Below are 26,268 nucleotides of genomic sequence, written 5' to 3' on the forward strand. Positions count from 1 at the left end.
ATGAGTGTGATTGCGCAGGCAGGGGCGAAAGGTCGTCAACTGCATAAATTTGGCGGCAGTAGTCTGGCGGATGTGAAGTGTTACCTGCGTGTCGCAGGCATTATGGCGGAGTATTCGCAGCCTGACGATATGATGGTAGTGTCCGCCGCAGGCAGTACCACCAACCAGTTGATTAGCTGGCTCAAGTTAAGCCAGACCGATCGCCTTTCTGCGCATCAGGTATTACAGACGTTACGCCGCTACCAGTGCGATCTGATTAGCGGTCTGCTTCCCGCCGACGCGGCAGATGATTTAACCAGCGCTTTTATTAGCGATCTGGAACGTCTTGCCGCCTTGCTCGACGGCGGCATAACGGATGCCGTCTATGCCGAGATTGTCGGACACGGCGAAATTTGGTCGGCGAGATTGATGTCCGCCGTCCTGAATCAGCAGGGGCTGGATGCCGCCTGGCTGGACGCGCGCGCATTTTTACGCGCCGAACGCGCCGCACAGCCGCAGGTTGATGAAGGGCTATCTTATCCTTTATTGCAACAGCTACTGGCGCAGCATCCTGGCAAACGTCTGGTCGTGACCGGCTTTATCAGCCGCAATCATGACGGCGAAACGGTCCTGTTAGGCCGGAACGGTTCCGACTATTCCGCCACGCAAATCGGCGCGCTGGCGGGCGTTTCCCGCGTGACCATCTGGAGCGATGTCGCGGGCGTTTATAGTGCCGACCCGCGCAAAGTGAAAGATGCCTGCCTGCTGCCGTTGCTGCGTTTGGACGAAGCCAGCGAGCTGGCGCGTCTGGCGGCGCCTGTTCTGCACGCCCGCACGCTACAGCCAGTGTCCGGCAGCGATATCGATTTGCAGTTGCGCTGTAGCTACACGCCGGATCAAGGTTCAACCCGAATTGAACGTGTGCTGGCTTCCGGGACGGGCGCGCGTATCGTGACCAGTCACGATGATATCTGTCTGATTGAGTTTCAGGTGCCCGCCAGCCAGGATTTCAGGCTGGCGCATAAAGAGCTCGACCACATTTTAAAACGGGCGCAGGCGCGTCCGTTGGCGGTGGGCGTGCATCGCGATCGCCAGCTATTGCAGTTCTGCTATACCGCCGAGGTAGCGGGTAGCGTACTGAAACTCCTCGACGATGTCGGGCTGCCGGGGGAATTGCGCCTGCGGCAGGGGCTGGCGCTGGTGGCGATGGTCGGTGCGGGCGTCACTCGCAATCCGCTACACTGCCATCGCTTCTGGCAGCAGCTTAAAGGTCAGCCAGTGGAATTTACCTGGCAGTCGGAGGAGGGCATCAGTCTGGTGGCGGTGCTGCGTACCGGCCCGACTGAGAGCCTGATTCAGGGGCTGCATCAGTCGGTTTTCCGCGCCGAAAAACGCATCGGCCTGATGCTGTTCGGTAAGGGGAACATCGGTTCCCGTTGGCTGGAACTGTTTGCCCGTGAACAAAGCACGCTTTCCGCGCGTACTGGTTTTGAATTTGTGCTGGCGGGCGTGGTAGATAGCCGCCGTAGCCTGCTGAATTATGAAGGGCTGGACGCCAGCCGCGCGCTGGCATTCTTTGATGATGAAGCCGTTGAGCAGGACGAAGAGTCGCTATTCCTGTGGATGCGTGCGCATCCGTATGATGATTTAGTGGTGCTGGATGTGACAGCAAGCGAGCAACTGGCCGATCAGTACCTTGATTTCGCCAGCCACGGTTTTCATGTGATTAGCGCTAATAAACTGGCGGGCGCAAGCGCCAGCGATAAGTATCGCCAGATTCATGACGCGTTTGAAAAAACCGGGCGTTACTGGCTGTATAACGCCACCGTGGGCGCGGGATTGCCGATCAACCACACGGTGCGGGATCTGATTGACAGTGGCGATACGATTCTCTCGATCAGCGGGATCTTCTCCGGGACGCTATCCTGGCTGTTCCTGCAATTTGACGGCACGGTGCCGTTTACCGATCTGGTGGATCAGGCCTGGCAGCAGGGGCTGACCGAACCCGATCCGCGCGTCGATCTTTCCGGAAAAGATGTCATGCGTAAGCTGGTGATTCTGGCGCGCGAGGCGGGATACGACATCGAGCCGGATCAGGTGCGTGTAGAATCGTTGGTGCCGGCGCACTGTGAAGAAGGGTCTATCGATCACTTTTTCGAAAACGGCGACGCGCTGAATGAACAGATGGTGCAGCGTCTGGAGGCAGCCCGCGAACTGGGGCTGGTGTTGCGTTACGTGGCGCGTTTCGACGCCAATGGCAAAGCGCGCGTCGGCGTTGAAGCGGTGCGTCCGGAGCATCCGCTGGCGGCGCTGCTGCCGTGCGATAATGTCTTTGCTATTGAAAGCCGCTGGTATCGCGATAACCCGTTGGTGATCCGTGGGCCGGGCGCGGGTCGCGATGTGACCGCCGGGGCGATTCAGTCTGACATCAACCGCCTGGCGCAGCTATTGTAATACGCCTGCCTGCCGGATAGCGGCTTCGCCAGATCCGGCAGCGGGCAAACCGGGGTATCTGTTTATTCTTCGTCAGATGCGTTTTCTGCATTGGCGACGATAAATCGATTCATCTTCGCCTGAATAATGGCTATGCCGACAGGGGGGAACAGCAAGGCCCAAAATAGCGCCCAGCCGCTCTGTATCCCCGTATTTTCGTTTGCATTCGCCAGCAATGTTCGGATTTCGCCGCTAAGCGTCAGACACAATATTGCTGTGCTATGATAAGCCTGACTACGTCAGATGGGCCATTTATGCAAACGAGAATAACACCAATACGATCGGCTGGAATAGACAGTGATTTACTCCAAAAATAAACACCATACGACGATCCCAGCGAACTGATAAAAGAGAGCACCAAAAAGAAAAAAGTGATCCCCCAGAATCGATAGCTACTCAGGAGATCGGCGCAGGTCCATTTTTTATCTGACATTGACGGTAAAGTAATTTCCATATTTATCCCTTGTTTTCCATAGAAAATAAGAATGTATAGATCTATTCAAATCGATAATAAATATTTATTATGTGAACAACGTTTATAGCCGATTTTAACTTAAAACGAAGGGCCATTTTATCAAATAGTTCTATTCTTTTTCAGCGTATAAAAGCAGGATGTGAGGTGATTAAATCTATAGCGCCTTCTGAATGATAATCTGTGATTTTTTATGCGTGGCATTACATCATTGGGTTAAATGTGATTCCATTGTGAGTTATATTTTTCCGTCAGCAAATACAGAATTTGCGTGACGCGTTTGGCGGAATAGTGGGCGCTTTGCTGGAATTCAGGTTGTTGCCATAGCCAGGTAACAAAGCGGCGACTGGCCGCCAGATTAACGGCGACACCTTGTTCTAAGTGGGAACCGGTTAACGAACAGACCATTTTGCGGTTGTGACCTTGCCCCCAGAGTTGCCACTGATTTTGCCACCATCCCTGCCATGTTTTGCCTAACAGTTGCCACTCTGCGCGGCAATCGTCATCGTTTATCTCTTCCTCAGCGAACCACAGCGAGGAGAGACGCTGGCGAAACCGCTCCGCCCATGCCGTAATGACCGCGCCGCGCAAAAAACACTCATGGGCAATGATGTGTGTCGCGACATCAGGAAAGCGGTTTTTCAGCACCCGAAAATGACCATGCGCCGTAATGACCGGGCGAAGTATTGTTCCTTGCGCGTTACGTTTAAGCGCCGCCGGGCCATACTGAATCTCATCGAACTGGCTGCGCTGTAAAAATTGCCGTTCTTTAATGGCGATACGGTGAATAATATCGCCATTCTCACCCTCGGGCGGCGCAATTCCTTTCCAGTGGTAATGCAAACTCTTTCCGGCAGAAAGTAACGTGAAATTGCTGGAAAGGTGAAGAACATTGCCGCGAACAGCGTCAAAACTGAATAAAAAGTACAATTGTTGGAAGGCATTCGCTCCCTGAAACGGTACGAGCAGCGGAATACTGCAAATCTGTTCCGGCGTTTCGGCGACATTCAGCGCGTGCTGTTTTGGCGTCCAGACCTTTTTACAGTACTGGCACTGAAGTCGCTGCGTTCCGCCGGGATTACGTCCATAGCGAATCCATGTTTTTTGATAGCAGTCGGGACAAAAGTGACCATGCTCTTTGGCATATTGCGCGATATAAGCAGACGCCCAGCGGCGAAATTCCCCCTCGTTGAAGAGCGGCGGATAACTGCCGCAGGCTCGACAATGCAATGCCGGATAACCCAGGCGATAGTCCGGCCACACATAATCCGGCGAGTCAGGCAGCCCAAGATTGCGACAACCAGCGCTTTTGCAGGCATTAATGGTGAACAGAGGCGGCATACATTTTACCAACGATTTTGGCAGGTCGTTGATTCTGCCTTCATAAAACGGTAGGCGGATGTGAGGACTCTCACATAAAAAAACCTTTCAGAACGTAACGTAGCGAATCTTTATATGACTGAAAGGGACTTATTTATGAAAGTAAAACTGCTTGCTGCCGGTATTTTGTTCACGCTGCCGTTCTGGGCCTGCGCCAAAGATGTCACCATTATTTACACCAACGATCTTCATGCTCACGTAGAGCCTTATAAAGTGCCGTGGATTGCTGACGGTAAACGCGATATTGGCGGCTGGGCCAATATCACTACGCTTGTGAAGCAGGAAAAAGCCAAAAATAAGGCGACGTGGTTTTTTGATGCCGGAGATTACTTTACCGGACCCTATATCAGCAGCCTGACGAAGGGTAAAGCGATTATCGATATTTTGAATACCATGCAGTATGACGCTGCCACTATCGGTAATCATGAGTTCGATCATGGTTGGGACAATACATTGTTGCAACTGAGCCGGGCAAAATTCCCTATCGTGCAGGGCAATATTTTTTATGAGGACAGCAGTAAATCCTTCTGGGATAAGCCGTACACCATTGTTGAAAAAGATGGCGTCAAGATTGGCGTAATCGGCTTACACGGTGTCTTTGCTTTTAATGATACGGTTTCCGCCGCGACGCGCGTAGGCATTGAGGCACGCGATGAAATTAAGTGGCTGCAACGTTACATTGATGAACTTAAAGGTAAAGTCGATCTGACCGTCGCGCTGATTCACGAAGGCACCCCGGCCCGCCAGTCCAGCATGGGGAATACCGATGTGCGACGCGCGCTGGATAAAGATATTCAGACCGCAAGTCAGGTAAAAGGGCTGGATATTTTGATTACCGGCCACGCGCATGTCGGTACGCCGGAACCGATTAAAGTCGGCAATACGCTGATCCTCTCAACGGACAGCGGCGGCATTGATGTCGGCAAACTGGTGCTGGACTACCAGGAAAAGCCGCATCAGTTTACGGTGAAGAACTTCGAGCTGAAGACCATTTTTGCTGATGAGTGGAAGCCCGATCCGCAAACGAAACAGGTGATCGACGGCTGGAACAAAAAGCTCGATAAAGTCGTGCAGCAGACGGTGGCGCAGTCGCCGGTTGAGTTGACCCGCGCGTATGGCGAATCGTCGTCGCTGGGGAATCTGGCGGCGGATGCGCTGCTTTTTACGGCGGGGAAAGACACCCAGTTAGCGCTTACTAACTCTGGCGGTATCCGCAACGAAATCCCGGCTGGCGCGGTGACGATGGGGGCGGTAATCAGTACCTTCCCGTTCCCTAATGAACTGGTCACGATGGATTTAACCGGTAAACAATTGCGCAGCCTGATGGAGCATGGCGCCGGATTAAGCAACGGCGTATTGCAGGTGTCTAAAGGGCTGGAGATGAAGTATGACAGCAGCAAACCTATCGGTCAGCGGGTTACCGTGCTGACGCTCAATGGCAAGTCGATTGACGATGCTACGGTTTATCACATTGCCACCAACAGCTTCCTTGCCGACGGCGGCGATGGTTTTGCGGCGTTCACGGAAGGCCAGGCGCGGAATACCTCCGGCGGCTACTATGTGTCGAATGCGATAGTCGATTACTTCAAGGCGGGCAACACCATCACGGATGAGCAGCTCAAAGGGATGCGCGTTGCGGATGTGAAGAAGTAATTTCCCCTGCCGCGGCGCGTTCAGTGTCGCGGCGTGACATGAAGAAAATTCAACTTTGCTGAATATTCCTCATTCTTTGGCGTGATTTTTCAGTTGACGTCCTTCTGCTTTTCCGTCATTTTTACATCTGGACGTCTAAACGGATAGATGTTTACAACACAACAAATAATAACATGCGATTGATGAGGTAAGGTATGAGCTTTTTTCACGCCAACCAGCGGGAAGCCCTGAATCAGAGCCTGGCGGAAGTACAGGGTCAGATTAACGTTTCGTTTGAATTTTTCCCGCCGCGCACCAGTGAAATGGAGCAAACCCTGTGGAACTCCATCGATCGCCTGAGCAGTCTGAAACCGAAGTTTGTTTCGGTAACGTATGGCGCCAACTCCGGGGAACGTGACCGCACTCATAGCGTTATTAAAGGCATTAAAGAGCGTACTGGGCTTGAGGCCGCGCCGCACCTTACCTGTATTGACGCCACGCGCGATGAGCTGCGTACCATCGCCCGCGACTACTGGAATAACGGTATCCGCCACATTGTCGCTTTGCGCGGCGATTTGCCGCCGGGCAGCGGTAAGCCGGAGATGTACGCCGCCGATCTGGTTGGTTTGCTCAAAGAGGTGGCCGATTTCGATATTTCAGTAGCGGCCTATCCGGAGGTACATCCGGAAGCGAAAAGCGCGCAGGCCGATCTGCTTAATCTGAAGCGTAAAGTGGATGCTGGCGCTAACCGCGCGATAACCCAATTTTTCTTCGATGTGGAAAGCTACCTGCGTTTTCGCGACCGCTGTGTTTCCGCCGGTATCGACGTAGAAATTATTCCCGGCATTTTACCGGTGTCTAACTTTAAACAGGCGAAAAAATTTGCCGATATGACCAATGTCCGCATTCCGTCCTGGATGTCACTGATGTTTGAGGGGCTGGATGATGACGCAGAAACCCGCAAGCTGGTGGGCGCTAACATTGCGATGGACATGGTGAAAATTTTAAGCCGCGAAGGAGTGAAGGATTTCCACTTCTACACGTTGAATCGTGCGGAAATGAGTTATGCCATTTGCCACACGCTGGGCGTAAGACCCGGTTTATAATCTCCAGCTCCCTGCCGGGAGCTTTATTACACCTCATATTGATCTACATCTCTGTAACTAAAAATATAAAAGGTATTAGCTATCGAATCTGTGGATTAATTCAACTATATCTATTTGCTCCTGGTGTATATCGTAACGGTAACACTTCAAAAGGGAGCTGAGATATGAGCACGACCGACGATACCCATAACACGTTATCCACTGGAAAATGTCCTTTCCATCAGGGGGGGCATGACCGAAGCGCAGGCGCAGGGACAGCCAGCCGCGACTGGTGGCCGAACCAGCTTCGTGTGGATCTTTTGAATCAACATTCCAACCGTTCTAACCCGCTGGGTGAAGACTTTGACTACCGCAAAGAGTTTAGCAAGTTAGACTACTCCGCCCTGAAAGGGGATCTCAAGGCGCTGCTGACCGATTCACAACCGTGGTGGCCCGCCGACTGGGGCAGCTATGTCGGTTTGTTTATTCGTATGGCCTGGCATGGCGCTGGCACCTACCGTTCTATTGATGGTCGTGGCGGCGCGGGTCGTGGTCAACAGCGTTTTGCGCCGCTTAACTCCTGGCCGGATAACGTCAGCCTGGATAAGGCGCGTCGTTTGTTGTGGCCGATTAAGCAGAAATATGGCCAGAAAATTTCCTGGGCTGACCTGTTTATTCTGGCGGGTAACGTGGCGCTGGAAAACTCCGGCTTCCGTACCTTCGGTTTTGGCGCCGGGCGTGAAGATGTCTGGGAACCGGATCTGGATGTGAACTGGGGCGATGAAAAAGCCTGGTTGACTCACCGACACCCTGAAGCGCTGGCAAAAGCGCCGCTGGGCGCGACCGAGATGGGCCTTATCTACGTTAACCCGGAAGGGCCGGATCACAGCGGCGAACCACTTTCTGCCGCCGCCGCTATTCGCGCTACCTTTGGCAATATGGGGATGAACGACGAAGAGACCGTGGCGTTGATCGCTGGCGGGCATACCCTCGGTAAAACCCACGGCGCGGCAGCGGCATCCCATGTAGGGGCCGATCCGGAAGCCGCGCCGATTGAAGCGCAGGGCTTAGGTTGGGCCAGCAGCTATGGTAGCGGCGTTGGCGCGGATGCTATCACCTCTGGGCTGGAAGTGGTCTGGACGCAGACGCCGACCCAGTGGAGCAACTATTTCTTCGAGAACCTGTTCAAATATGAGTGGGTACAAACCCGTAGTCCGGCTGGCGCTATCCAGTTTGAAGCGGTAGACGCGCCGGACATCATCCCGGACCCGTTCGATCCGTCGAAAAAACGTAAGCCAACTATGCTGGTCACCGACCTGACGCTGCGTTTTGATCCGGAGTTCGAGAAGATTTCCCGTCGTTTCCTTAACGATCCGCAGGCCTTTAATGAAGCCTTTGCTCGTGCCTGGTTCAAACTGACGCACAGAGATATGGGACCAAAAGCGCGTTACATCGGACCGGAAGTGCCGAAAGAAGATCTGATCTGGCAGGACCCGTTGCCGCAACCGCTCTATCAGCCAACGCAGGAAGACATTATCAACCTGAAAGCGGCGATCGCTGCATCCGGGCTTTCTATTAGCGAGATGGTTTCGGTTGCCTGGGCATCTGCGTCTACTTTCCGCGGCGGCGATAAGCGTGGCGGCGCTAACGGCGCGCGTCTGGCATTAGCGCCTCAGCGCGACTGGGAGGTCAACGCCGTTGCGGCTCGCGTTCTGCCGGTATTAGAAGAGATCCAGAAAACGACGAATAAAGCTTCGCTGGCCGATATTATTGTGCTGGCGGGCGTGGTCGGTATCGAGCAGGCGGCCGCTGCTGCGGGTGTCAGCATCAGCGTACCTTTTGCGCCGGGCCGGGTGGATGCGCGTCAGGATCAGACCGACATCGAGATGTTCTCGCTGCTTGAACCGATTGCCGATGGATTCCGTAACTATCGTGCGCGTCTGGATGTGTCGACGACCGAATCGCTGTTGATTGATAAAGCGCAGCAGTTAACGTTGACCGCGCCGGAAATGACGGTACTGGTTGGCGGGATGCGTGTGCTGGGAACCAACTTTGACGGCAGCCAGAACGGTGTCTTTACCGACAGACCGGGCGTGCTCAGTACAGACTTCTTCGCTAATCTGCTGGATATGCGTTACGAGTGGAAACCGACCGACGAATCTAATGAGCTGTTCGAAGGCCGGGATCGTCTGACTGGCGAGGTAAAATACACGGCGACCCGCGCCGATCTGGTGTTTGGTTCCAACTCCGTACTGCGCGCGCTGGCGGAAGTTTACGCGTGTAGCGATGCGCACGAGAAGTTTGTGAAGGACTTCGTCGCGGCATGGGTGAAAGTGATGAACCTGGACCGTTTCGATCTGTTGTAAATCTTATGCCGGATGACGCTAACGCTTATCCGGCCTACCGTCTCATATGCCCACCGGGCAAAAAAATCCCCGCGCAATTGCGGGGATTTTTCATTGCAAGCCGACCTTATTCCCATTCCTGCAAGAAGCGTTGACCGTACTGGTCGGCGACCAGCAGCGCGGCGTACACTTCATCCGGCGTTGCGCCGCCAGGCATGTTATGAATAGTTTCACCTTCTGCGCAGGAGGCTTCCGCGACGGTGCGCATTTTTGCCGGGATATCCTGTTTAATATCCAGTTGCGCCAGCGTAATCGGCAGACCAACGGAATGGCACAGCGCCGCAACGGTTTCGATCTCTTCGACCGGCGCGTTTTCCAGCACCAGTTGCGTCAGCGTACCGAAAGCGACCTTCTCACCGTGATAATAGTGGTGCGCATCCGGAATCGCCGTTAAACCGTTATGAATCGCGTGTGCTGCGGCCAGACCGCCGCTTTCAAAACCGACCCCGCTCAGGTAGGTGTTGGCTTCGATGACGCGTTCCAGCGCTGGCGTGACGACGTGCTGTTCGGCGGCCAACATGGCTTTTTCGCCTTCTTCGATCAGCGTGTTATAGCATAGCTCCGCCAGCGCCAGCGCGGCCTGTGTACACTTACCGCCCGCCATTGTGGTGGCGCCGCTGCGTGAGCAGGCGCGCGCTTCAAACCAGGTCGCCAGCGCATCGCCGATACCGGCTGCCAGCAGACGCGCCGGCGCGCCCGCCACTATCTGCGTATCGACAATGACCATATTCGGGTTATGCGGCAGCAGCAGATAACGGTCAAACTCACCGGCATCCGTATAAATAACCGAGAGCGCGCTGCACGGTGCGTCGGTAGAGGCGATGGTCGGCGCGATAGCGACCGGGACGTTCATAAAGTGCGCCAGCGCTTTGGCGGTATCCAGCGTTTTACCGCCGCCGATACCCAGTACGGCACCACACTGACTTTTCTCGGCGACGGCGCGCAGCCTGTCGATCTCATTTTGCGAACATTCGCCTCCAAACGGGGCGATTTCTACTGACAAACCGGCATCCGTCAGGCTTTTGCGCAGCGTCTCTTCGGCAAATCCCAGCACGAATTTATCGCCCACAACCAGCCAGTTGTTCGCCATTGGTTTTAAATAATCGCCAAGACGCGCGATGACGTTTGCACCCTGAATATACTTACCTGGTGACTGAATAATGCGATCCATACATTTCTCCCCTACAGGTTCAGATTACCAAAAGCGTTTTTCCAGTCTTGCTCAAACTTCTCTATTGCTGACTCTACCGCAGGCGTATTGAGCATTTGTTGCGCTACATCTAAAGGAAGGGTAATCGCCTGGCAACCTGCCAGTAAGCAATCCAGCGCCTGCCGCGGCGTTTTAAAACTGGCCGCCAGTACCATGCTGTCGGGCGCGTGATGTTCCAGTAGCGTTTGCAGCTCCTGAACCATACGAATGCCATCGCCGCCCTGCGCATCAACGCGGTTGACGTAGGGAGCGACATATTTTGCGCCCGCCAGCGCCGCCAGCAGGCCCTGCGATGCGCTGTAGACGGCGGTGCCCAGCGTCACGATGCCTTCTTTTTTCAGCAATTTAATCGCTGCAAGACCTTCGGCGGTCACCGGAATTTTAACCACAATGCCGGGGATGGCGTTATTCAGCCGTTTGGCTTCTTCCACCATCCCTTTTGCGTCGCGGCTCATGGTCTGCGCAAATAAAGTGCCTTCTTCGCCGATGGCGTTTTGCAGCCTGGGCAGCACATCCCAGATAGGTTCTTTGCTGGCTGCCACAATGCTTGGATTGGTGGTGACGCCGGCAATCGGGAAAATGCGCGCCAGACGTTCAACTTCCGCCACGTTAGCGGTATCCAGATAGAGTTCCATAGTCTTTCCTTTACAGTTCAAGTTCATGTTGCAGCAGGCTGGCGATAGCGTCGGCGGAAGCGGCGTTAACCAGCGTGTTGCGGAATTCTTCGTGCATGATGCGGCGGGCCAGGCGCGAGAAAATACGCATATGCTGGTCGCCCGCGGCGTGTTTGTTAAGCGTCAGCATAATGATGAACTGCGCCTCGTCATCTCCCCAGCGTACCGGCGCGTTCAGGCGCGCCACGCTGATGGTGGACTGTTCGATATGTTCCGATTTGCTGTGCGGAATGGCAAAGCTAAAGCCCAGCCCGGTGGAGAATACCGCCTCGCGCGCCCATAGATCGGCTTCCAGTTTGCGCGGGTAGCGGCAGCGGCCCGCCAGCAGCAGATTGTCGGTCATGCCTTTAATCACCTCCTCTTTGCTGCGCCAGTCGCTATCAAGCGTTATGCATTGGGCGGTAACCAGCGGGGCATCCTGCTGCGACATGCGGAACTGCGCCAGCAGATGCTCCACCTCCAGCGAGGTGCGGCAGGCCATCGCCTGATTCAGCAACTGGCGGCAGGCTCGGCTGTCGAGTTGTGCCATCCGCGCTTTGGCGGCGGGAATCGACGGCGCGCCCATGCTGATCTCGTCCAGCCCCAGACCTACCAGCAATGGCAGAACCGAACCTTTGGCCCCCAGTTCGCCGCACAGACCAATCCATTTGCCCTGACGATGTACCGCCTGCACCGCGAAATCCAACGCGCGCAGGAAGGCGGGATTCAGGCTGTTGTAGTGACGAGTGACTTTGGCGTTATCACGGTCTACCGCCAGCAGGTATTGTGTTAGATCGTTACTACCAATACTAAAGAAATCAATCTCTTCACAGCATTGATCGATGATGAACATCACCGACGGCACTTCCAGCATAATGCCGAGTGGGATCTTCTCATCGAACGGGATGTGTTCATTACGCAGCTGCTGTTTGGCTTCCGCCAGCTTCTCTTTGACCCACAGAATCTCTTCCATAGAGGAGATCATCGGGATCATGATTTTCAGGTTGCCGTGGGCGGACGCGCGGAGGATCGAGCGTAGCTGGGTGGTAAACAGAGAAGCGTACTCTTCATAAATACGGACGGCGCGATAGCCGAGGAATGGGTTGGCTTCGGCAGGAATATTCAGATAATCAACGGGCTTATCGCCGCCTATATCCATTGTGCGCACAATAATGCTGCGTCCCTTTGCGGACTCCAGCGCCTGGCAAAAAATATTGTACAGCTCGTTTTCGTCCGGCGCGCAGGCGCGGTCCATATACAGCATTTCTGTGCGGAACAGGCCAACCGCTTCCGCGCCGTTACTAAAGGCCGCTTGCGCCTCGACGGAGTGCGCGATGTTGGCGGCGACCTCCATGCGGATGCCGTCAGCGGTGCGCGCTTCCTGGGTCAGCCAGATGCGCTGCTGTTCGCGCAGGGCGTCTTGCACGCGGGCTTCCTGCTGATAGTAACGAGTGACAGGCTCGTCAGGCGCAACGACAATCGCGCCTGCGTTGCCGTCAATATAAACCGTCTGCTGACGCCACGGTGTTAAGGCCTTAATCTCCACGCCAACCAGGGTGGGAATGTTGAATGAGCGGGCGAGAATCACTGTGTGCGAAGTGGTGCCGCCGCTTTTTAACAGCAGACCTTTGAGAAAGGTTTTATCCAGTTCGAGGAACTGGCTTGGCGTCAACTCTTCCGCCATACAGATAGATGGCCGCGTCAACTGGCCCGGCGCCGGAAAGCGCTGCTCACCGTAAATGTGTTGCAGTAACTGGAAGCAAACGTCACGAACATCCAGCGCGCGTTCCTGTAAATAGCTGCTGCTGGCGCGAGCGAACTCATTGCAGAAATGGTTCGCGCTTTCCACGATTGCCTGCGCGCAGCTTAAACCGCGCAGAACGCCGTCCAGTAAATGCTGACGCAGTGAGGCGTCGCCTGCCAGCGAACGATGGGCTTCCAGAATCGCGCTGGCGGCACCGTCACTGTCGAGCTGACGAAACTCAATATGCTTTATCAACATCGCTAAGCCATTGTCCAGCGCGGCTTGTTCCGTCTCTGTGTCGTTAGCGGTCGGGAGTTCGCCGAGCGCATTGAGATCCAGGGAAGAGAGTGGCGTCAGTACGCCGCCCGCGCTGCCGCTACACACGCTACGGGCGCGGTAAATCTGCGGATTCAGCTGGGTCAACGACGCCGGAAGCGGCTCCAGTTCGCTGTTTTTAATCTCCGCCAGCGGCGCGTCGCAGAGTGGGAATTCATCGCGCAGCCATTGACTCAGACGCTGGCAGGCAACCTGTTCATCGGCACCGGAAATCACCAGCTGACAGTGGTCGCCAGCCAGCGTGTCGGTGCCAATCAGCGCCAGCGCGCTTTTGGCGCTGCCTTTGCGATCGGTGCGCAGGTTGTGCCACTCAATTTGCGACGTGAAGGTATTACACAGCGTTTCTACGTGGCTTGCCGGGCGCGCATGTACGCCATTCGGCAGTTCACAGGTAAATTCCACAATCAGGGGCATTGCCTCTCTCCCATAACGATTCTCTCGCTACAGCATAAAAGGAGGTAGCCGGAATACGCCATGTGACAAATCTGTCAAAAGCTGGATAAATGTAATGTAGCGCAAAAAGTGCGAGTTGTCTCACAACTTAGCGTGGTAGCGCGGGTTTTACCTTTTTCAGAAGTTATGAAGCGGATCGCATTTTTATGCTGATATTACAAAAATCCAGTAAATGGCCTTTTTATCCACTGTCTGCGCGGCAATGGATTGCCTATTGTTTTCCGCAGTAACTTTATGGACATGGGCTTTATCCAGCCCGGGAGCGACTTATGAAAGAGTTGGTACAGATCCTGAAAAATACCCGCCAGCACCTGATGACCGGTGTTTCGCATATGATCCCCTTTGTGGTGGCTGGCGGAATTTTGCTGGCAGTCTCCGTCATGCTATATGGCAAGGGCGCCGTACCCGATGCCGCCACCGATCCGAATCTTAAAAAACTGTTTGATATCGGTGTCGCCGGGCTGACGCTGATGGTGCCTTTCCTCGCCGCATACATCGGCTACTCCATTGCCGAACGCTCCGCGCTGGCTCCTTGCGCGATTGGCGCCTGGGTGGGTAACAGCTTCGGCGCGGGTTTTTTCGGGGCACTTATCGCCGGACTTATCGGCGGGATCGTGGTGCATTACTTGAAGAAAATCCCGGTGCATAAGGTGCTGCGTTCTGTGATGCCTATTTTTGTGATTCCCATCGTTGGCACTTTTATCACCGCGGGCATCATGATGTGGGGGCTGGGCGAACCGATCGGCGCGCTGACAAGCAGCCTGACCCAATGGCTGCAAGGGATGCAGCAGGGCAGCATCGTGCTGCTGGCGGTGATCATGGGGCTGATGCTGGCTTTTGATATGGGCGGCCCGGTTAACAAAGTCGCTTATGCGTTCATGCTGATTTGCGTGGCGCAGGGCGTATATACCGTGGTGGCTATCGCCGCGGTGAGCATCTGCGTACCGCCGCTGGGACTGGGGCTGGCGACGCTGATTGGCCGCAAGAATTTTTCTGTTGAAGAGCGCGAAGCCGGTAAAGCCGCGCTGGTCATGGGCTGCGTGGGCGTAACGGAAGGGGCGATTCCTTTCGCCGCTGCCGATCCGCTGCGCGTGATCCCATCCATTATGGTGGGCTCCGCTTGCGGTGCGGTAATGGCCGCGCTGTTTGGCGCGCAGTGTTATGCCGGTTGGGGCGGTTTAATTGTTCTGCCAGTCGTGGAAGGCAAGCTGGGTTATGTCGCGGCAGTCGCCGTGGGCGCGGTGGTAACGGCAGTCTGCGTTAACGTGCTGAAAAGCCTGACGCGTAAGAATGTGTCGCAAGTTGACGAAAAAGAAGACGACCTGGATTTAGATTTTGAGATGAATTAAGCGAGGAATAAGCCATGACTAAAATTATTGCAGTAACCGCGTGTCCTTCTGGTGTTGCGCATACCTATATGGCGGCCGAAGCGCTGGAAAGCGCAGCCAAAGCGAAAGGTTGGGATGTGAAAGTGGAGACTCAGGGCTCGATTGGGCTGGAAAATGAACTGACGGCAGAGGATGTGGCGAGCGCCGATATGGTGATTTTGACTAAAGATATCGGCATCAAGTTCGAAGAGCGGTTTGCGGGTAAAACTATCGTTCGCGTCAATATCAGCGACGCGGTAAAACGCGCCGACGCCATTATGAACAAGATTGACGCCCATCTTTCGCAAACCGCGTAACGTTAAAATGCCCGATGGCGCAAGTTTATCGGGCCTGCTCACAGGCCCGATAAGAGATTTATGCCGCCATCCGGCGCTCGTGTCCACAGGAGCTCCTCATGACCCATCGTATTCAACGCCTCAAAGCCGCTCTGTTTCAGAATCACCGTGAAATTTCTCTGGAGCGCGCGCTGCTTTATACCGCCAGCCATCAGCAGACGGAGGGCGAACCGGTCATTTTGCGCCGCGCCAAAGCGACGGCGTATATCCTTGAACATGTTGAAATTTCGATTCGTGACGAGGAGCTGATTGCCGGAAACCGAACCGTTAAGCCGCGCGCAGGTATTATGTCGCCGGAAATGGACCCGTATTGGCTGCTTAACGAGCTGGATCGGTTCCCGACGCGTCCGCAGGACCGTTTTGATATCAGCGAAGAGGATAAGCGCCTCTATCGTGAGGTTCTATTCCCGTACTGGGAAAAACGGTCGATGAAAGATTTTATTAACGGGCAGATGACCGATGAGGTGAAAGCCGCCGTCAGCACCCAGATTTTTAGCATTAACCAGACGGATAAAGGGCAGGGGCATATCATTATTGATTATCCACGCTTGCTCAATAACGGGCTGGGTGAACTGGCGGCGCAGATGCGCGCGCGCTGCGAGCAACAGCCGGAAAACGACTTTTATCAGGCCGCTCTGTTGTTACTTGAGGCATCGCAACGCCACATCCTGCGTTATGCCGTACTGGCGGAACAGCAGGCGGAGCGCTGCCCGGACGCTCGACGTCGTCAGGAACTGCTCACCATTGCCGCCAATTCGCGGCATAACGCGCAGCACAAACCACAGACGTTCTGGCAAGCATGTCAGCTGTTCTGGTACATGAACATTATTTTGCAGTACGAGTCCAACGCCAGTTCGCTGTCGCTCGGGCGCTTCGACCAGTACATGCTGCCGTTTTATCAGACTTCGCTCACTCAGGGCGACGATCCGGCGTTCCTGAAAGAGTTGCTCGAGTCGCTGTGGGTGAAATGCAACGATATCGTGCTGCTGCGTTCCACCAGTAGCGCGCGCTATTTTGCCGGTTTCCCGACGGGGTACACCGCGCTGCTGGGCGGATTGACGGAAAGCGGACGCAGCGCGGTAAACGTGCTCTCTTTTCTCTGCCTGGATGCCTACCAGAGCGTGCAGTTGCCGCAGCCGAATCTCGGCGTGCGCACTAACGCGCTGATTGATACGCCGTTCCTGCTCAAGACCGCCGAGACCATTCGCCTCGGTACCGGCATTCCACAGATTTTCAATGACGAAGTGGTGGTTCCCGCGTTCCTTAACCGTGGCGTGTCGTTGGAGGATGCGCGCGATTATGCGGTGGTGGGATGTGTTGAGCTGTCGATTCCGGGCAGAACCTACGGGCTGCATGACATCGCCATGTTTAATCTGCTGAAAGTGATGGAAATCAGCTTGTATGAAAATGAGGGCAACGACACTCTTACTTATGAGGCGTTGCTGGCGCATATTCGCGCCAAAATCAGTCACTACATTACGCTAATGGTAGAAGGCAGCAATATTTGCGATATCGGCCATCGTGATTGGGCGCCGGTGCCGCTGCTCTCTTCGTTTATCAGCGACTGCCTGGAGAAAGGGCGAGACATCACCGACGGCGGCGCGCGCTATAACTTTTCGGGCGTACAGGGCATCGGTATCGCCAACCTGAGTGATTCCCTTCATGCGCTCAATGGGCTGGTATTCGATCAGCAGCGCCTGAGTTTTGATGCGCTGCTGTCGATCCTGAAAAACAACTTCGCCACGCCGGAAGGGGAAAAGATCCGCGCCAGGCTTATCAACCGCTTCGAAAAATATGGCAACGACATTGATAATGTCGATAACATCAGCGCCGAACTGCTGCGGTATTACTGCAAAGAGGTGGAAAAATACCAGAATCCGCGCGGCGGCCAGTTTACGCCGGGTTCATACACGGTTTCCGCGCATGTGCCGCTGGGAGCGGTGGTCGGCGCGACACCGGACGGGCGTTTTGCCGGAGAACAGTTGGCGGATGGCGGCCTGTCGCCGATGCTCGGACAGGATATGCAAGGGCCGACGGCGGTACTAAAATCAGTAAGTAAGTTGGATAACACGCTGCTGTCGAACGGTACGTTGCTGAACGTGAAGTTTACTCCTGCGACTCTGGAAGGAGAGGCGGGACTGCGCAAGCTGGCGGATTTCCTGCGCGCGTTTACCCAGCTCAAACTGCAGCACATCCAGTTTAATGTGGTGAATGCCGACACATTGCGCGAAGCGCAGCTACGGCCTCAGGATTTCGCTGGGCTGGTGGTGCGCGTGGCGGGCTACAGCGCCTTCTTTGTCGAGCTGTCGAAGGAGATTCAGGATGACATTATTCGCCGCACCGCGCATCAGTTGTGAGGTTGTGGGGGCGCGAGATGAAGAGACCGCGCGTATCTTCAATATCCAGCGTTATTCGCTGAATGACGGGCAGGGGATTCGTACGGTGGTCTTTTTTAAGGGCTGTCCGCATACCTGTCCGTGGTGCGCTAATCCGGAATCTATCTCGCCGCGCATTGAAACGGTGCGCCGGGAAAATAAATGCCTGCGTTGCACGCCGTGTCTGCGGGATGCCGACGAATGTCCTTCCGGCGCGTTTGAGCGTATTGGGCGTGATATTACGCTGGATGAACTGGAACGCGAAGTGCTGAAAGACGACATCTTCTTTCGTACTTCCGGCGGCGGGGTGACGCTTTCTGGCGGCGAAGTGCTGATGCAGGCGCCGTTCGCCACGCGCTTCTTACAGCGATTGCGGCGTTGGGGCGTTCCTTGTGCTATTGAAACGGCTGGCGATACGTCGGCCAGCCGTCTACTGCCGTTGGCAAGGGCGTGTGATGAGGTATTGTTTGATCTGAAAATTATGGATGCGGAGCGGGCGCGCGAGGTGATCAACATGAATCTGCCGCGCGTACTGGAGAATTTACGGTTACTGGTTAGCGAGGGAATCACGGTGATCCCTCGTTTGCCGTTGATTCCTGGCTTTACGCTTAACGCAGAGAATCTGCAGTGCGCGTTAACATTGTTGAGATCATTAGGAATAAAGCAGGTTCACCTGCTACCGTTTCATCAGTACGGCGAGCCGAAATACCGGCTGCTTGGAAAATCATGGATGATGAAAGATATTCCCGCGCCGTCGGTGCAAGAGATCGCTCTGTTTCGGGAGATGGTGGAGCAAGCAGGATTTCAGGTCACCACAGGAGGTTAATATGGCAGTACCTGTACGGCATCTGGTGGCAGTGACCGCCTGCGTGAGCGGTGTAGCGCATACCTATATGGCTGCTGAACGGCTGGAAAAACTTTGCCAGCAGGAGAAGTGGAGCATCAAGATTGAAACCCAAGGGGCACTCGGTACAGAGAACCGCTTAACGGAAGAGGATATCCGCCGTGCCGATGTCGTGTTGCTCATTACCGATATCGAGCTGGCGGGCGTGGAGCGATTTACCCGGAGTCGCTATGTCCAGTCGGGGATCAGCGCTTTTTTGCGGGAGCCACAGCGGGTAATGAGCGCTGTGCGTAAACTCCTTTCCGCGCCGCAACATACCCACCTTATCCTGGAGTAATCTGCTTTTCCGTTAGCTGGCTGTGATACTGGCGGCGATACTCCGACGGCGAGCGTTCCGTATTTTTGCGAAACAGGCGGCAGAAATAGTTACTGTCGACAAAGCCGCAGCGGTGCGCCACCTCTTTCACTTTCAGGTCATAGCCCTTCAGCAACGTTTTGGCGTGTTCCAGTCGCGTATGGTTCAGATATTCGTTAAAGCCGATGGCCCCCGTTTTCTGGAACAGGTGCGAGAGGTAATTTGGCGAGATATAGAACGCCTGTGCTACCGATTCGCGCGTCAACGGCGCGGCGTAGCGTTCATCAATATACTCCCGAATGGCTTCAAAAAGCGCGCGGCTGCGGGAGGCGGTCTGGATTTGGCTGCCGAGCAGATCGCGGCAATGGCTTAGTAGGCTGGCGACAATCAATCTGGCCGTTTGCTGCTCTTGCGGCTGCATCTGCATCTCATTAAGCGTTTGTAACAGGAAAGAGCCGATACGCGGGCCGCGGCGCGCAACGTGCTGTTTCGTGAGGTTTTGATGCTGCTGACCGTCCCAGTGGACCACGCTGAAACCTAACTGCTGTTTGCCAAACAGAATGCTCAGGGTGGTGACGGGCGTTTGCCATTGCGGGATGTTCCAGCCGCCAGCCGGAACGTAGAGAACATCGCAAGGAATGAGCGGGGCGGTAATGCTCATGTCAGTAAGCTCGCCCTCCAGCACAATCTCCAGCCGCGGAAAATCCACCTGGTACGCCAGTTCCGGCGCTGGGCCGCTGGCGCTGGCAAAATAAATCTGGCGCAGCGGCAGCGGACCGTTGATGAGACGGGAGAGAAGGTGGCTGACGTCGTGATACATGATAATCCCCTGCCGATCGCAAACAGAGGAAACAGTAACGTCGAAAACCGATGTCCTCAAGCGATTATTGCCGGATAGCGGCGCTTTGCGCCTTATCCGGACTACGGGAGAGAAGCACGCCAGGCCCGATAAGCGTTAGCGTTATCGGGCAGCATACAGGCTATTGATTACCGACCTGATCGCCATACGGCAACGTATCATAATCAATCAGCGCGTTTTTCTTATACGGGTTGCCAATCCAGCGCGTGGTCTCTTTGAACTGCGGGTTGGTGATGGAACGTGTCGGGTCGTAACCATCATAGGTCAGGCCCGCTAAGTCCGACCAGGTATGGATAAGCTCGGAACTGCTGTACTTACGATCGACATCCTGTGAGAAGTCGCGCGGATGCGCCGCCTGCCATTTCTCTGAGGTCCACAGCAGGAACGGCACCGTATACATATGACGGGTTGGCGAATCTTCGTTTCGTCCCTGCGTTTTATGCGGCGGCGTGTCATACACTTCTTCACCGTGATCGGAGAAGTAGAGCAGGAAACCGTTCGGATCGGTCGCTTTATAGTCCTTAATCAGGCTGGCGACAACATAGTCGTTATACAGATTCGCGTTGTCGTAATCGTTATACGACTCCAGTTCGTCGCTGCTTAATCCCGGCGGAACATGGTCGGTTTTACCATCAAACTTGCCCTGGTTTTCTGGATAGCGGAACTTGTATTTAATGTGCGTTCCCAGCAGATGCACAATAATGAATTTTTTCGGCGCCGGGTCGGCTAACACCGCTTTAAACGGCGCCAGCACGTTGCTGTCATATTCGCGTGCGCTTTGAGTGCGCTGCTGGTTCATATAGAACTGCTTATCAGTCTGCTTAGAGAACACGGTCAGCATGGTATTACGCGCCGTCATCGTCTGCTGGTTAGTGATCCAGAAGGTTTTATACCCGGCCTGTTTCATCATATTCATCAGCGATGGCTTCGTCAGATACCAGTCCGGGTTCTTTTCGTCCGCGAACGTTAGCGCCTGTTGCAGAATCTCAATGGTGTACGGTCGCGAAGTTACCACATTATTAAACACGGTCAGCCCGGGGTCGGTTTTATGCAGTGCGTCCAGTTCCGGCGTGGTTTCGCGCGGATAACCGTACAGACTCATACGGCCACGCTGGGTCGATTCGCCAATCACCAGTACCAGCGTGCGCGGCGCATCGCCGGAGTGGTCCTGGAAGTTAGCCAGCGGCGGCAGGGCATCGTTTTCATTCAGCAGTTTATTCAGCGAAGCGAGCTGTAAACGGTACTGATAGTAGCCAGTAATAAATTGCCACGGCGCGGCGGGCTCCATTCGTGACGCCAGGCTATCCAGCGTTTTCTCCATCGACTTATGCTTGATAAAGGTATTCATCGCGATGGGATGGAGGATCAGCCCGTACAGCAGGGCAAACGACACCAGATAGCGCCAGGGGGATGGAATATAAACCGGGCGCAGACGTGTCCACAGCAGAATCGCCGCTACCGTATAAGCCAGCGCGACAAGAACAATTTTCAGACTGAAATATTGGCTTAAATATTCGCTGGCTTCATTGGCGTTGGTTTCAAACATCACAAACAGCACGCTTTGCGAGAACTCCTGCCCGTAGATTACGTAATAGCTCAGCGCCGCCAGCGAGGCGGCCCAAAGTACGACGCCAATAACGGCAGCAATAACCCGGATGCGGCCTGGAAACAGAAAGACCGGGATCAGCCACAGTGAGCTGTACAGTAGCGAATCCCGCAGACCGTTTGTCCCACTGTATCCGGTGAGATAAATAATGGCCTGCAGGAGGGTGGAAAAGAACCAAAAGTAGAGCAGTGCCCAGCCCAGGGCTTTCCAGCTAAACGCGGGTTTAGTCTGGAGTAATGTGGATTGCATAATGAGAGCCTGTCTTTAATCGTAGCGCCAAACGTAACGCCTGAACCTTAAAAGAATCTGAAGCAAACCTGCTTTATGCCGCACGTTTTGCTAAGAAAGATTTACAAATGCATAAAATGCAGACAGGAATATATTGAAAAAATGACCAGGATGACAGCAGTATTTCATGCCGCCCCCACATAACTGCGTGAGGGCGGCTTTCTTTTGGCGTTAGCCGGTGTTGCGCATACCGGCGGCGACGCCCGCAATCGTGACCATCAATGCCTGTTCGACGCGAGGATCGGGCGATTTGCCCTGCTCTTCAGTCAGACGGGAACGATACAGCAATTCGGCCTGCAACACGTTTAATGGATCGGTATAAACGTTTCTTAACTGAATGGACTCCGCAATCCACGGTAAGTCGGCCATCAGGTGCGAATCGTTGGCAATCGCCAGCACCACTTTAATGTCTTCTTCCAGCAGGTCTCGTAGCTCTTTGCCCAGCGGCCAAAGCGTTTTCGCCACCAGGCGCTGATCGTAATAGTCGGCCAGCCACAGGTCGGCTTTTGAGAACACCATTTCCAGCATCCCAAGACGCGTGGAGAAGAACGGCCAGTCGCGGCACATGGCTTCCAGTTCGCTTTGTTTACCGTCTTCCACCACTTTTTGCAGCGCAGTACCCGCGCCCAGCCAGGCTGGCAGCATCAGGCGGTTTTGCGTCCAGGCGAAGATCCACGGAATCGCGCGCAGCGATTCGACGCCGCCAGTTGGACGACGTTTCGCCGGACGTGAGCCGAGCGGCAATTTGCCCAGCTCTTGCTCCGGCGTCGCGGAGCGGAAGTACGGTACAAAGTCTTTATTTTCGCGCACGTAGCCGCGGTAGGTTTCACAGGAGATGACGGAAAGCTCATCCATAATATGACGCCAGCTGTCTTTCGGTTCCGGCGGCGGCAGCAGGTTTGCTTCCAGAATTGCGCTGGTGTAAAGCGAGAGGCTGCTGACGGTGACTTCCGGCAGGCCGTATTTGAAGCGGATCATCTCGCCCTGCTCGGTCACGCGCAGACCGCCTTTCAGACTGCCTGGCGGTTGCGAAAGCAGCGCCGCGTGGGCTGGCGCGCCGCCACGGCCAATAGAGCCGCCGCGGCCGTGGAAGAGGGTGAGCTCGATGCCGGCTTTTTCACAAGTTTTGATCAGGGCGTCCTGCGCCTGATACTGCGCCCATGACGCGGCCATAACGCCGGCGTCTTTCGCCGAGTCGGAGTAGCCGATCATGACCATCTGCTTACCCTGAATCAGCCCGCGATACCAGTCGATATTCAACAACTGGGTCATCACGTCGTCGGCGTTGTTCAGGTCGTCGAGGGTTTCAAACAGCGGCGCGACCGGCATGGCAAAGCCGATACCTGCCTCTTTCAGCAGCAGATGCACAGCCAGCACATCAGACGGCGTTTTCGCCATTGAAATCACGTAGGCGGCGATTGACCCTTTTGGTGCTTCGGCAATAACCTTGCAGGTTTCAAGCACTTCGCGGGTATCGTTGCTCGGCTCCCAGTTACGCGGCAGCAGCGGACGTTTGGAATTCAGCTCGCGGATCAGGAAGGCCTGCTTGTCGGCTTCCGACCAGCTTTCGTAGTCGCCAATACCAAGGTAGCGGGTAATTTCGCCCAGCGCTTCGGTATGGCGGGTGCTCTCCTGACGGATATCAATACGCACCAGCGGTACGCCGAAACATTTCACGCGGCGGAGCGTGTCGAGTAACTCGCCGTTGGCGATAATGCCCATGCCGCAGGCCTGTAACGACTGGTAGCAGGCGTACAGAGGTTCCCAGAGCTGCTCGTTTTGCGTCAGCAGGCCATCCGGTTTGGGCAGTTTCTCACCTTTCAGACGCGCTTCCAGCCAGGACTGGGTCGCCATCAGACGGGCGCGCAATTTTTTCATCAGGTAGCGATACGGTTCAGACGCGCCTTCTTCGCCCACTAACGCCAGCAGCTCCGGCGTGGCGTCGACCATCGACAGTTCTGATACCAGAACATGAATGTCTTTCAGGAACAGATCGGTGGCTTTCCAGCGGCTTAACAAGAGTACGTGGCGGGTGATATCCGCCGTCACGTTCGGGTTGCCGTCACGGTCGCCGCCCATCCAGGAGGTAAAACGTACCGGCACAAAATCCACCGGCAATTTGTAGCCGAGATTTTCTTCCAGCTGTTCGTTCAGTTCACGCAGATAGTTAGGTACGCCCTGCCACAGGCTGTTCTCAACCACGGCGAAGCCCCATTTGGCTTCATCCACCGGGCTTGGACGCTGCTTGCGGATCTCATCCGTATGCCAGGATTGGGCAATCAACTGGCGCAGGCGACGCATCACCTGGTGGCGTTCGTAGTCGGCGATATCGGTATTATCAAGCTGTTTCAGACAGTTATTGATTTCACCCATCTTGTGAATAAGCGTACGGCGGGTAATTTCTGTCGGGTGGGCGGTTAGCACCAACTCCAAAGACAGCGACTCTACCGCTTTTTTGATGGTTGCGTCGTTGAGGTCCGGTTGGTTTTTCAGTTTGCGCAGAGTGCGGGCAATCACTTCCGGGTTGCTGGCGGCTTCGCCTTTTGGCGAAATGCTGTGGTATTGCTCGGCAGTATTGGCCAGGTTCAGGAACTGACTAAACGCGCGCGCAACTGGCAGTAGCTCGTCATTAGACAAATTTTGTAGCGTGGTGAGCAGCTCCTGGCGATTAGCTTCATTGCCGGCGCGTGAAGATTTGGATAGCTTACGGATTGTTTCTACGCGATCAAGAATGTGTTCTCCCAGCGCATCCTTGATGGTTTCTCCCAGCACCTTGCCGAGCATACTGACATTACTACGCAACGCGGAATATTGTTCGTTCATATGATCCCAGACACCCCATCTCTGTTGTAATTGTCCTGCATCTTTCACGCTGCGGCGGCGTTGGCTGCGCTCTCCCACCCAGGTCACTTACTTATGTAAGCTCCCTGGGATGTGCTCGTTTGCCGTCTTGCCGCAACGCGAAATCTTTCGGACCAAGCTTTTTCACATCACTTCTCATCTTTATAAAGCCACGTAAAACCCGTGGCGTCAATTACTGCGAAATCGGTTCAGCAAACGAAAAAATGGCGGTAATTTATTAAAGTTAATTCGCATCGTGCCAAATAAGAAATGCTTATGAACATGTGGCGTAGAGATGCCGGATGGCGCTGCGCTTATCCGGCCTACAAGACGGGGGAGGCCCGGTAAACATCGTGTCACCGGGTAATATGCATTAATGCCAGCAAAAATGATGTACTACCTGGGTAATCAATTCCCGGGTTGGCTTAATAAAACGCGTTTCGAGATATTCATCCGGCTGATGCGCCTGATTAATTGAGCCCGGACCAAGCACCAGCGTTGGGCATAATGTCTGCATAAACGGCGCTTCAGTACAGTAGTTCACCACGTCGGTTTTTGTTCCCAACAGTTTTTCTACTACTTCAACCAGTTGGTGGTCCGGTGGACACTCGTAACCTGGAATCGGCGGATGTAATTCCGCCACCGTCAGGCGGCCCGGCCAGCGTTCGCTTACCGGGGCCAGCGCGTCGTTAAGCAGTCCATTAAGGTCGTTTAACGTCATGCCCGGCAGTGGACGAATATCCATATGCAATTCGCAGCAGGCGCAGATACGGTTTGAGGCATCGCCGCCGTGGATATGGCCCAGATTCAGCGTTGGATACGGAACGGTAAACGCCTCGTAGTGATACCGCGCTTTCAGCGAGTCACGCAGTTGCATGATATGGCCAATCGCATCGTGCATCAGTTCAATGGCGTTAACCCCACGCGCCGGGTCGCTGGAATGACCGGACTGCCCCAGGACGCGAACGACATTAGAGATATGCCCTTTGTGCGCGCGTATCGGTTGCAACGACGTCGGTTCGCCAATGATCGCGCAGTCCGGACGTAATGCCGTGGTTTCGGAAAAATAACGCGCCCCCGCCATGCTGGTCTCTTCATCGGCGGTCGCCAGAATGTAGAGCGGCTTTTTCAACTTTGTGACGTCAACGTCACGTAGCGCGTCCAGAATAAAAGCGAAGAAGCCTTTCATATCCGCAGTGCCCAGACCATAGAGCTTATTGTCGTGCTCGGTCAGCGTGAACGGGTCGCGCGTCCAGCGTCCGTCATCAAAGGGAACCGTGTCGGTATGGCCGGTCAGCAGCAAACCGCCCGCGCCATGTCCGGTGCTGGCGAGCATATTGAATTTGTTTCGCGTTCCTGGAACCGGTTGAACCTCTACGTTGAAACCAAGATCGCTGAACCAGCCTGCAAGCAAAGTGATTAAAGACGCATTACTTTGATCCAGGGATTCTTCGGTTGCGCTTATCGACGGTGTGGCAATCAGAGCGCGGTAAATCTCGATAAATGGCGGTAAAACGTTTTTCATTGTTGACACA

17 protein-coding genes and 1 pseudogene are annotated in these 26,268 nt (G+C 54.8%); 9 read left to right on the top strand and 9 right to left on the bottom strand.

Annotated features, from left to right (window positions below; all coding sequences use genetic code 11):
- Positions 1–2,433 carry a bifunctional aspartate kinase/homoserine dehydrogenase II gene (locus tag ACLJPE_RS20130; protein ID WP_039514605.1) on the top strand — a complete coding sequence of 811 codons (2,433 nt, stop codon included), beginning with the start codon at positions 1–3 and terminating at the stop codon, positions 2,431–2,433.
- 62 nt (positions 2,434–2,495) lie between these two features.
- Here the strand turns inward: ACLJPE_RS20130 and ACLJPE_RS20135 are convergent.
- Positions 2,496–2,926 (bottom strand): annotated as a pseudogene (locus tag ACLJPE_RS20135) (hypothetical protein).
- A gap of 234 nt (positions 2,927–3,160) precedes the next feature.
- The gene (locus ACLJPE_RS20140; protein ID WP_023233055.1) at positions 3,161–4,285 is read right to left on the bottom strand and encodes a hypothetical protein; all 1,125 of its coding nucleotides are present in this window, start codon (positions 4,283–4,285) and stop codon (positions 3,161–3,163) included.
- Positions 4,286–4,420: 135 nt separating this feature from the next.
- On the opposite strand from ACLJPE_RS20140, the gene ACLJPE_RS20145 reads away from it, so the two are divergent.
- From ACLJPE_RS20145 to katG, 3 genes are all read left to right on the top strand, one after another.
- Positions 4,421–5,977 (top strand): bifunctional metallophosphatase/5'-nucleotidase, encoded by a 1,557-nt coding sequence (locus tag ACLJPE_RS20145; RefSeq protein ID WP_023233056.1) that lies wholly within the window; start codon positions 4,421–4,423, stop codon positions 5,975–5,977.
- Between the two features lie 194 nt (positions 5,978–6,171).
- The gene (gene metF, locus ACLJPE_RS20150; protein WP_000007507.1) at positions 6,172–7,062 is read left to right on the top strand and encodes a methylenetetrahydrofolate reductase; all 891 of its coding nucleotides are present in this window, start codon (positions 6,172–6,174) and stop codon (positions 7,060–7,062) included.
- A 164-nt stretch (positions 7,063–7,226) separates the two neighbouring features.
- Positions 7,227–9,407, top strand: coding sequence for a catalase/peroxidase HPI (katG, locus tag ACLJPE_RS20155; protein WP_000108117.1), 2,181 nt, complete (start codon positions 7,227–7,229; stop codon positions 9,405–9,407).
- 106 nt (positions 9,408–9,513) lie between these two features.
- On the opposite strand, the gene ACLJPE_RS20160 is transcribed toward katG, so the two are convergent.
- The 3 genes from ACLJPE_RS20160 to ptsP are packed head-to-tail and all read right to left on the bottom strand — an operon-like array spanning position 9,514 to position 13,803.
- Entirely contained in the window at positions 9,514–10,617 is a 1,104-nt protein-coding gene (locus ACLJPE_RS20160; protein WP_000374031.1) for a glycerol dehydrogenase, read from the bottom strand.
- Between the two features lie 11 nt (positions 10,618–10,628).
- Positions 10,629–11,291, bottom strand: a complete 663-nt coding sequence (fsa, locus tag ACLJPE_RS20165; protein ID WP_000424861.1) for a fructose-6-phosphate aldolase — start codon at positions 11,289–11,291, stop codon at positions 10,629–10,631.
- A 10-nt stretch (positions 11,292–11,301) separates the two neighbouring features.
- Positions 11,302–13,803 carry a phosphoenolpyruvate--protein phosphotransferase gene (gene ptsP, locus ACLJPE_RS20170; RefSeq protein WP_001128494.1) on the bottom strand — a complete coding sequence of 834 codons (2,502 nt, stop codon included), beginning with the start codon at positions 13,801–13,803 and terminating at the stop codon, positions 11,302–11,304.
- 308 nt (positions 13,804–14,111) lie between these two features.
- Here ptsP and ACLJPE_RS20175 point away from each other — a divergent pair, with 308 nt between their 5' ends.
- The 5 genes from ACLJPE_RS20175 to ACLJPE_RS20195 all read left to right on the top strand — a co-directional run bounded on the left by ACLJPE_RS20175 (position 14,112) and on the right by ACLJPE_RS20195 (position 19,121).
- Positions 14,112–15,191, top strand: a complete 1,080-nt coding sequence (locus tag ACLJPE_RS20175; RefSeq protein ID WP_000661597.1) for a PTS fructose transporter subunit EIIC — start codon at positions 14,112–14,114, stop codon at positions 15,189–15,191.
- A 14-nt stretch (positions 15,192–15,205) separates the two neighbouring features.
- A complete protein-coding gene (locus ACLJPE_RS20180; RefSeq protein WP_000161258.1) occupies positions 15,206–15,526 on the top strand; it encodes a PTS fructose-like transporter subunit IIB in 321 nt (106 codons plus the stop codon).
- A gap of 98 nt (positions 15,527–15,624) precedes the next feature.
- Complete coding sequence (locus ACLJPE_RS20185; protein ID WP_000149714.1) at positions 15,625–17,922, top strand: formate C-acetyltransferase; 2,298 nt, start codon at positions 15,625–15,627, stop codon at positions 17,920–17,922.
- The gene (locus ACLJPE_RS20190) at positions 17,888–18,766 is read left to right on the top strand and encodes a [formate-C-acetyltransferase]-activating enzyme (RefSeq protein WP_000171728.1); all 879 of its coding nucleotides are present in this window, start codon (positions 17,888–17,890) and stop codon (positions 18,764–18,766) included. Before ACLJPE_RS20185 ends, ACLJPE_RS20190 begins: the two co-directional genes overlap by 35 nt.
- A 1-nt stretch (position 18,767) precedes the next feature.
- Entirely contained in the window at positions 18,768–19,121 is a 354-nt protein-coding gene (locus ACLJPE_RS20195; protein WP_000290522.1) for a PTS fructose-like transporter subunit IIB, read from the top strand.
- Here the strand turns inward: ACLJPE_RS20195 and ACLJPE_RS20200 are convergent.
- From ACLJPE_RS20200 to argE, 4 genes are all read right to left on the bottom strand, one after another.
- Positions 19,108–19,959 (bottom strand): helix-turn-helix transcriptional regulator, encoded by an 852-nt coding sequence (locus ACLJPE_RS20200; protein WP_000274596.1) that lies wholly within the window; start codon positions 19,957–19,959, stop codon positions 19,108–19,110. The genes ACLJPE_RS20195 and ACLJPE_RS20200 overlap by 14 nt on opposite strands.
- 160 nt (positions 19,960–20,119) lie before the next feature.
- Positions 20,120–21,853, bottom strand: a complete 1,734-nt coding sequence (locus ACLJPE_RS20205; protein WP_001192092.1) for a phosphoethanolamine transferase CptA — start codon at positions 21,851–21,853, stop codon at positions 20,120–20,122.
- Positions 21,854–22,063: 210 nt separating this feature from the next.
- A complete protein-coding gene (ppc, locus tag ACLJPE_RS20210; RefSeq protein WP_001005549.1) occupies positions 22,064–24,715 on the bottom strand; it encodes a phosphoenolpyruvate carboxylase in 2,652 nt (883 codons plus the stop codon).
- Between the two features lie 391 nt (positions 24,716–25,106).
- Positions 25,107–26,258, bottom strand: a complete 1,152-nt coding sequence (gene argE / locus ACLJPE_RS20215) for an acetylornithine deacetylase (protein ID WP_000800208.1) — start codon at positions 26,256–26,258, stop codon at positions 25,107–25,109.
- Positions 26,259–26,268: the final 10 nt, after the last annotated feature.

It is taken from the genome of Salmonella sp. SAL04196 (assembly GCF_046550835.1).
GTDB lineage: Bacteria > Pseudomonadota > Gammaproteobacteria > Enterobacterales > Enterobacteriaceae > Salmonella > Salmonella enterica.